Source organism: Gemmatimonadales bacterium, assembly GCA_036265815.1.
GTDB lineage: Bacteria > Gemmatimonadota > Gemmatimonadetes > Gemmatimonadales > GWC2-71-9 > CAVVWJ01.
Genome location: DATAOI010000015.1, coordinates 61793 through 69180, shown reverse-complemented (window position 1 = coordinate 69180; position 7388 = coordinate 61793). Strand labels below are relative to the sequence as shown.

9 protein-coding genes are annotated in these 7388 nt (G+C 68.5%); 2 read left to right on the top strand and 7 right to left on the bottom strand.

The window, feature by feature from the left end:
- The 3 genes from VHR41_02540 to VHR41_02530 all read right to left on the bottom strand — a co-directional run.
- Positions 1-219 (bottom strand): hypothetical protein (locus VHR41_02540; protein HEX3233047.1); only part of this gene is annotated, 219 nt, incomplete at its 3' end.
- 15 nt (positions 220-234) lie between these two features.
- Positions 235-828 carry a redoxin domain-containing protein gene (locus VHR41_02535; protein HEX3233046.1) on the bottom strand — a complete coding sequence of 198 codons (594 nt, stop codon included), beginning with the start codon at positions 826-828 and terminating at the stop codon, positions 235-237.
- Between the two features lie 39 nt (positions 829-867).
- Positions 868-1548: a VOC family protein gene (locus VHR41_02530; protein HEX3233045.1), complete on the bottom strand. Its 681-nt coding sequence runs from the start codon at positions 1546-1548 to the stop codon at positions 868-870.
- 165 nt (positions 1549-1713) lie between these two features.
- Between VHR41_02530 and VHR41_02525 the strand changes: the two genes are divergently transcribed.
- Both VHR41_02525 and VHR41_02520 read left to right on the top strand, forming a co-directional pair.
- Complete coding sequence (locus VHR41_02525) at positions 1714-2529, top strand: hypothetical protein (protein HEX3233044.1); 816 nt, start codon at positions 1714-1716, stop codon at positions 2527-2529.
- A complete protein-coding gene (locus VHR41_02520) occupies positions 2526-3878 on the top strand; it encodes an amidohydrolase family protein (protein ID HEX3233043.1) in 1353 nt (450 codons plus the stop codon). Before VHR41_02525 ends, VHR41_02520 begins: the two co-directional genes overlap by 4 nt.
- A gap of 2 nt (positions 3879-3880) precedes the next feature.
- Here the strand turns inward: VHR41_02520 and VHR41_02515 are convergent, their stop codons facing one another.
- The 4 genes from VHR41_02515 to VHR41_02500 form a co-directional block, all read right to left on the bottom strand.
- A complete protein-coding gene (locus VHR41_02515; GenBank protein HEX3233042.1) occupies positions 3881-4252 on the bottom strand; it encodes a response regulator in 372 nt (123 codons plus the stop codon).
- 5 nt (positions 4253-4257) lie between these two features.
- Positions 4258-5784, bottom strand: a complete 1527-nt coding sequence (locus VHR41_02510) for a PAS domain S-box protein (GenBank protein ID HEX3233041.1) — start codon at positions 5782-5784, stop codon at positions 4258-4260.
- A gap of 318 nt (positions 5785-6102) precedes the next feature.
- Positions 6103-7017: an N-acetylmuramoyl-L-alanine amidase-like domain-containing protein gene (locus tag VHR41_02505; protein HEX3233040.1), complete on the bottom strand. Its 915-nt coding sequence runs from the start codon at positions 7015-7017 to the stop codon at positions 6103-6105.
- An 18-nt stretch (positions 7018-7035) separates the two neighbouring features.
- Positions 7036-7350 (bottom strand): cytochrome c, encoded by a 315-nt coding sequence (locus VHR41_02500; protein ID HEX3233039.1) that lies wholly within the window; start codon positions 7348-7350, stop codon positions 7036-7038.
- Between the last annotated feature and the right edge of the window lie 38 nt (positions 7351-7388).

Sequence of the window (7388 nt, the reverse complement as noted above, 5' to 3'; positions counted from 1 at the left end):
GGTGCGCTCGACGTACGCGGTGAACGCCCGCGCGCCCTCGATCCGTCCCCGCACCGGGTCGTAGAGCCGCGGCTCGCCGGCGAACGACTCGAGCAGCGGCTCCGGCACGCCCGCGAGCAGGCCGTCGAAGTAGGGCACGGTCGCCAGCCCCTCCCGCCGCTGGTGCTCGAGCACCCGCTCGAGGGCCGGGGCCGTGAACAGCTCGGGGATCCACGGCATGGCCGGGATCGATCCTCAGGGCCCGCCGACGCCGGCCAGGCCCCGCTTGTCCCACCCGTGGAAGCGCGAGCCGTCGCGCGCCTCCCACGCCTCGCGCAGCCCCGGCGTGGCAAGGTCCCAGTCGGGGCGGACCTCGGCGGTCACCTCCCGCAGGTCGCGCCACAGGTCGGCGAACGACGGCCGGCCCCAGAACCAGTAGCCGTTGTAGATGCGGTGGATCACGAGGCCAGGCTTGAGCACGAGGGTGTGCGGGATCATCGGATCGTGCTCGGGGTCGGTGTACTCCTTGATGTCGAGGTCCATCTGGACCGTGCGGCCCGGGTCGGAGAGGAAGGCCCACTGGGCCCCGACCGACGCACGGAACTCCTGGAGCGTGTGGTGGTCGTCGGTCGAGATCGTGGCGACCCGCGTGTATGCGACGGCGATCTTCGGATAGAACGCGGCGAGCTCCAGGTGCTGCTGGTGCTCCTTCGGACAGTAGTGGCCGCGCGCGAGCGTCAAGATCAGCGGGTCCTCGCCCTGCAGCTCGCTGAGCCTGCGTGACGTGCTCGTGTGATCGGGCAGCTCGTAGTCGGGGAAGCGACGTCCGGGCGCGATGTCAGCGCGCATGGCTCGACTCCTTCGACAGCGTCGTCACAACCGACGTCGTCACAACGGCAGCTCCGTGCCCGCCTGCTCCGCCACCATGTACGCCGCGTACCAGGCGGGCCAGTTCGCGTCGCGCTCCCCGGTGCGCTTCTCGTGCTCGCCGTGCGCGGTCTCCGCCCGCCGCATCGCGCCCGCCAGATCGGCGGCCGAGGCGAACGCCGTCCCGTCCATGTCGATGCGCCCTGGCAGCCGGGTCGTGATCTCCTGGAAGAGCCAGCCATTGCCGTCCGGATCGCGGAACGTGGCGAAGGAGCGGTAGGTGGCGTGATCGGGCGCGGGCCCGCCCACGCGACCGCTGCTGCCGTCCGGCTGGAACTGAGCGCCCGGCGTCCCGGCGTGGAACACCTCGCTGACCTCCACACCGCGGGCCGCCAGCTCGCGGCGCGCAGCCTCGACGTCCGAGACGATAAGGTAGAGGCCCTGGGCCGAGCCGGGCGCGGCTGAGGTGACATTGGTGCCGAACTGGATCGAGCACCCGGAGCCTGGTGGCGTGTACTGGAGGATCCGGAAGCCGTTCTCGAAGGCGAAGTCGGCGTCGAGCCGCCAGCCAAGTTTCCGGTAGAACTCCTTGGCGCGGTCTACATCCGAGACCGGGATGACGACCGCCTCGAGCTTCATGTCGACTTTCCCGACGCTCGTGTCGCTGGTCGTGGCGTTGCTGGGGACTGCGGTGGTGCTCATGGATACCTCCTGGGTTGTGTCGGCGGCCGCCGACCCCACGAAGATGCGCCCATCGCCCGGCGGCCGCCATCAGTGGACAGCCACGATTCTCGGACACTACACTTGCGCAGTCGCGTACCGAGTCATACACTGGCCGCCATCCCCCCACAGTTCTTGGAGCACCCCATGCCGATTCCCTTCGACCCGGGCTACGGCGACGAGCCCTTCCGCACCCTGGTGCAGGACGTGCCCGACGAGACGGTTTTTCCCACCACCGATTTCCGCACCGAGTGGGGCCCGGTCTTTCATCGAGGACGGCTCGACGGGACCGCCCGGCTGCTGGCGATCGGCCAGGACCCCGCACAGCATGAGGTCATCGCCCGGCGCACCCTCGTCGGCGGCGCCGGCCACCGGGCGCAGGGCTTCCTGGCGAAGCTCGGCCTCACCCGCAGCTACGTCATGGTCAACACCTACGTCTATAGCGTCTTCGGCCAGGGCGGGGGGAGCAAGCACAAGAACGATCCCAACATCGCCCTGTACCGGAACCGCTGGTTCGATGCGCTCCTGCCGGGCCAGGTCACCGGTGTCGTCGCGTTCGGCCAGCTCGCCGATGCGGCCTGGCAGACCTGGAAGGCCACGCCCGCCGGCGCCGGCTTCAACGGCGTCTATCAGGCGGTGACCCATCCGACCCAGCCGGAGAGCTCGTCCGGCGGCAACGCAGCCAAGAAGAAGGCGGCCATCACCAAGATGCTGCAGGGGTGGAACGCCGCGCTCGCGGTGCTGCACCCGGCCGTCGCGGGGGACGTCCCCCAGCCGCTCGTGCCCTATGGCGCGGCGTTCCTGCCCGCGGAGCTGCCCGACATTCCGCGGGAGGACCTGCCGGCAGGAAGCCCTGTCTGGATGTGCGGCAATGCCGATTGGGCGCGGCGGACCGGGACCGACGCCGCCCTCAAACGGGTGACGATCACGGTGACGATCCCGAGGGCCTTCAGGCCGGTATGAGACCCTACGCTGCGTTGCTCATCGCCTGGAGCCTCGCCGGCCCAGGCCCATCGCTCCCCGCCTCGGCCAACGTCACCGTCGCACTCGGCACCGACCGGACCAAGCAGGTCATTCGCGGGACCGTCGTAACCCCGGACACGGTGTTCGTCGGTGAGGTCGTGATCGAGGCCGACACCATCGCCTGCGTGGCGCCGGATTGCACGGATCCGCCCGGCGCGTCGGTGTTCACCGTGACCGATGGCTACATCTATCCCGGCTTCATCGACGCCCACAACCACGTGGCGTACAACGTGCTGCCGAAATGGACGCCGCCCAAGCTGTATATCAATCGCGGGCAGTGGCAACGCGCCAAGTCCTACCAGGAGTTCAAGGCGCCGTACAACGTGCTCAAGGACACCGATCACCTGTTTTGCGAGATGGTGAAATGGGGCGAGATCAAGGCCATGATCTCGGGCATCACCGCGGTCGAGGGCACTTCACCCGGCTCGGTCTGCGTCCGCACCTTGATTCGGAACGTCGAGAACCAGAACGAGCTGGGCACTAGTGCGTCCCACATCCGCACCTACATCCTCGACATCAGCAGCTTCAAGGGCACCGTCGACTGGAACGTCACCAAGGCGTTCGTGGTCCATATCGCCGAAGGGCTGCCGTCCGACGAGCGATCCCGCCACGAGTTCGAGGTCCTCAAGCAGAAGGGCCTCCTGCGCGCGGAGACCGCCATCATTCACGGCACCGCGTTCGGCGACAGCGAGTTTACCCAGATGGGAGCGGTCGGCGCGAAGTTGATCTGGTCGCCCCAGAGCAATCGCGTCCTGTACGGACAGACCACCAATATCCCCCTGGCGCTTCAGCACGGCGTCTCCGTCTCGCTCGGCGTCGACTGGAACCCCAGCGGCAGCGACGACCTGTTCGGGGAGCTGCGGGTGGCGGCCGAGTTCAACCAGGACCAGTTCGGGGGCGTCATCAAGGGCCCCGACTGGATCAGGATGATTACCGTCAACCCGGCCAAGGCGCTGGCGCTCGACACCCAGATCGGGAGGCTCGCCCCGGGATTCAAGGCGGACATCACGGTGCTCCGGTCACAGAACAGCGATCCGCATCTCAGCCTGCTGGCCAACCACCCGCAGGACGTGGAGATGGTCTGGATCGGCGGGGAGCTGCTCTATGGGCGGGAGTCGGTGCTGCAGAAGTTCAGGCCGGGCTGCGAGGCACTCGAGGTCAACGGCTCGAAGAAGCGGGTCTGCGTGGTCGATACAACCAATCCGGTCGACAAGAGCGGCGAGACGCTGGCCCAGATCCGGACGATACTGCTCAGCAAGTACGCGCAGCTCTCGCCCCTGGTTCGCTGACGCTACTGCAGCGCTCCCAGCGCCCGTCGCACCGCCGCCAGCAGCGTTTCCTGACTGAATGGCTTGGTGAGCAGCTCGCCGAGCGATGCCTCCAGCCCGCGCGCCACCAGGTCGGCAGGCGTGTAGCCGGACATGAGCACGATCGGCAGATCGACCCGGGCCCGGCGCAGGCGGGCCGCGAGCTCGGTGCCCGGCATGCGCGGCATCACCACGTCGGCCAGGACGGCATCGACCCGGGTCGGCTCACGCTGGAAGTATTCCCAGGCCTGGACCCCATCCGCCGCCTCGACGACCGAGTACCCGGCCTCGCGCAGATAGCGGGTTGCCATCTGCCGGACCGCCGGCTCGTCATCGACCACCAGGAGGCTCGCCACGCCACTCAACCTGACGGATACGCCGGCAGATACACCTTGAGCACCGTACCGACGCCCGGCTCGCTGTAGGCCCACACCAGCCCGCCCACCTGCTTGACCGTGCCGTAGACGCTGGCGAGTCCGAGCCCGGTGCCCTTGCCGATGGGCTTGGTGGTGTAGAACGGCTCGAAGATCCGATCGCGGGTTGCGCGGTCCATGCCGTGTCCGGTGTCGCTCACGGCCAGCATCATGTAGCGGCCCGGACGAATGGCGACACCTCCATGGCGCTGGACATAGCCGGCATCGAGCGTGGCAACGCTGGTCTCGAAGCCCAGCCGCCCACCCTTCGGCATGGCATCGCGGGCGTTGAGCCCGAGGTTCACCACCACCTGCTCCAGCCGTGACTGGTCGGCGAGCACTGGGTAGAGATTGGGGGCGAGTCGCAGGTCTACCTCTATCTCGGAGCCCAGCAGCGGCCGCAGCAACGCGACGGCCTCCCGCACCACCGTGTTGACGTCCACCGGCCGGGGCCGCACGAAGTCCTTCCGGGCGAAGGCAAGCAGCTGCTTGGTCAGGTTCGCCGCGCGGGTGGCGGGCTCTCGAATCCTGCCGAGCTCCGTCGCCTCGGGCGAGTCGGCGTCGAACCGGCGGGCGAGCATCTCGGCCCAGCCCAGGATGCTCTGCAGCATGTTGTTGAGGTCGTGGGCGATGCCCCCTGCCAGGCGGCCCACGGCCTCCAGCCGGTCCACCTGCCGGTAGTGTTCCTCCGCCTGTTTTCGCTGCGTGATGTCCGCTAACGCTCCGATCACGCGCACCGCTCGTCCCCCCGGATCTCGTTCGATGAAGGCCCGGTCGGCCACCACCGCGTAGGTTCCGTCCTTCCGGCGCATCCGGTACTCGTCCGACCATGACGCGGCCGTGCCCGCGACCGCGGCGTTGAGTCCAGCCAGGCTACGGGTGCGGTCCTCCGGATGGATCTGGTCGGGCCAGAGCGTGCCATTGGGGCTGATCGCACCCGGCGCGTAGCCGAAGATCGTCTCCGCACCCGCGCTCCATTCGACCTTGCCCCTCTCGAGGTCCCACTCCCAGAGCGCCTCCCGGCTCGCCTGCGAGACCTGCCGATACCGGCGCTCGCTCTGGACCAGCGCCTCTTCGGCTCGCTTCCGGTCGGTGGCGTCCTTGGCGACTCCCAGGAACCCGATGGGTGCCCCGGTGGAATCCTCCACCCGCGTGGTCTTTACATCCACCCAGACCGTCGATCCGTCCTTCCGCCGTCCCTCCCAGGTCGCCACATAGACCCCGCCTGCCATGATGCGTTCCAGGTCCATGGCGAGGGTGGCCGAGCCTGCCGACGGATAGAGGACCGCCGGCGTTTGCCCGACCATCTCCTCGGCCGGGTACCCGAACACCTCCTCGGCCCCGCGATTCCAGTACTGGATTCGGCCGTCGAGGTCGGTGAAGATCACGCTGTCGCGGACCGCTTCGAGCACCTGCGCTAGAAAGCGCAGTCTATCCTCAACCGAGGTGGTGAGATGGTTCGGTGAGGTGGCCATCAAGCACCTTTCGAGTCGAAGCGCCTCCATCCCTCGCGGCACCCGTAGCCGCATCTGTGAGCTAGCCTAATGGCTGGCGCTGTCCCCTCCAGTGACCAGAGTCACCTTTGTGTCACGAATCGGCGCCCCAATGATGACGCGGGCCTGTGACTTCGCTCACGGAGAGAATTTCGGAAACGTGCGGAATCGAAGTAGATGCGGAGCGACGCGATCTTGCCGTCTCGTACCGTGAACAGCTCGGCGACATCGCTCTGGAAGGCGCTGCCGGAGGGCGGCCGAAGCTGGTAGCGCGTCAGCTGTGGTCCGGCCGACGCGGCATCAGCCCCAGAGCGGCCGCGCCACCAGAATCCCGGTGGCCCGGCGAATGGCGGCGACGTATTCGGGCAGCGTCGCGCGGGTGACTTGGACCACTCCCCCGGACAGCGGAGCGTGCAGCACCCGGAGCACGCCGCCCTCGTCCCGATAGGCGAGGGCGGCGTGAGTCACGTCCAGTCCCGGGATCTCCGTGGCGAACCCGAGCACGTCTCCGGTCTCGATGCGGTCAGCCAGCTCGGGAATGCGCGCGGTGGGTACCACCCGGCGCGCATGGCCGTCCAGCCGGTGTTCCATCCTGGTGATCGCCTGAAACACAGCCTCATCCGCCAGTGCGGGGTACCTGCCGCGATGCTCGGTCATGAACCGCAGCGGGCGGGCATCCTCGATCCCGCCCAGCTCCGCGCCAAGGTCCTTCACCAGCCCGCGCCGCGCGCCGTCGCTGATCCATTCGCTGAAGTAGTGCAGCCGGGACGGGTACCCCCGCCGCTCCCCGCCGCGGTAACGCATCCGTTCGATCGCTCGGCCGAAGTGTTCCCAGGAGGGCGCGCCATCCTGCGCCGCCACTCGCGCCACCGCGAGGCACGCCTCCACCAGCGTGGTGCAGTCGAACCTGGTGAGCGACAGGGTCAGCGGCTCTCGCGACGGGCTGTCGCCGGCACGCAGGTAGGCCTCGAGGGTGAACGGCTCGTAGGGCGTGCCGGCGGCCAGCTCGCCCACGCGGACGGTAGCACGCCCGAGCGGGGCATCCCGCCGGGACAATCCCTCGGTGCGAAGCGCCGATGTCCACGCGCGGAGGCGCGTGTGGTCGGGGTCCGGCCGCGGCGTTCCGGCCCAGATCCGCCGAGCCGGGAGCAGGATGGCCGCGGCGGCGACGGCCGCGTGTTTGAGGAGGTCTCTACGGGATACGGGTGTGTGCACGGTACGCGAGACTGGGGCCTAGTGGTCCGCGGGGTGCTCTAACCGGGCGGGGCGCCCTCCCTTGAGCCGGCCCGACCCTCGCCCGGAGAGGTAGCGGTACAGGCCCTCGATGTAGACGGAATCGAGCCCCATCTTGGCCGCGCTCGGCATGCCCTTGCTGGAGCGTGACCCGCGGAGCACCTCGAGGAACTGCTCCTTGGAGGAGATGTCTCCGTCAGGTCCCAACGACGTCACCAGATCGGGACCGAACGTCGTTCCCAGTGCCTCATCGCCGTGACAACGGGAACAGTGCAGGCTGTACTGCTTCCAGCCCTGATAGGTCTCGGAGTCCACCGTATCGCGGGGCGGGGGATGGTACGGATCGGAGACGG

Bases quoted from the DNA above. Each gene is read 5' to 3' on its own strand.
- VHR41_02535 (HEX3233046.1), bottom strand. From the start codon at position 828: ATGCGCGCTGACATCGCGCCCGGACGTCGCTTCCCCGACTACGAGCTG.
- VHR41_02530 (HEX3233045.1), bottom strand. From the start codon at position 1,548: ATGAGCACCACCGCAGTCCCCAGCAACGCCACGACCAGCGACACGAGC.
- VHR41_02525 (HEX3233044.1), top strand. From the start codon at position 1,714: ATGCCGATTCCCTTCGACCCGGGCTACGGCGACGAGCCCTTCCGCACC.
- VHR41_02520 (HEX3233043.1), top strand. From the start codon at position 2,526: ATGAGACCCTACGCTGCGTTGCTCATCGCCTGGAGCCTCGCCGGCCCA.
- VHR41_02510 (HEX3233041.1), bottom strand. From the start codon at position 5,784: ATGGCCACCTCACCGAACCATCTCACCACCTCGGTTGAGGATAGACTG.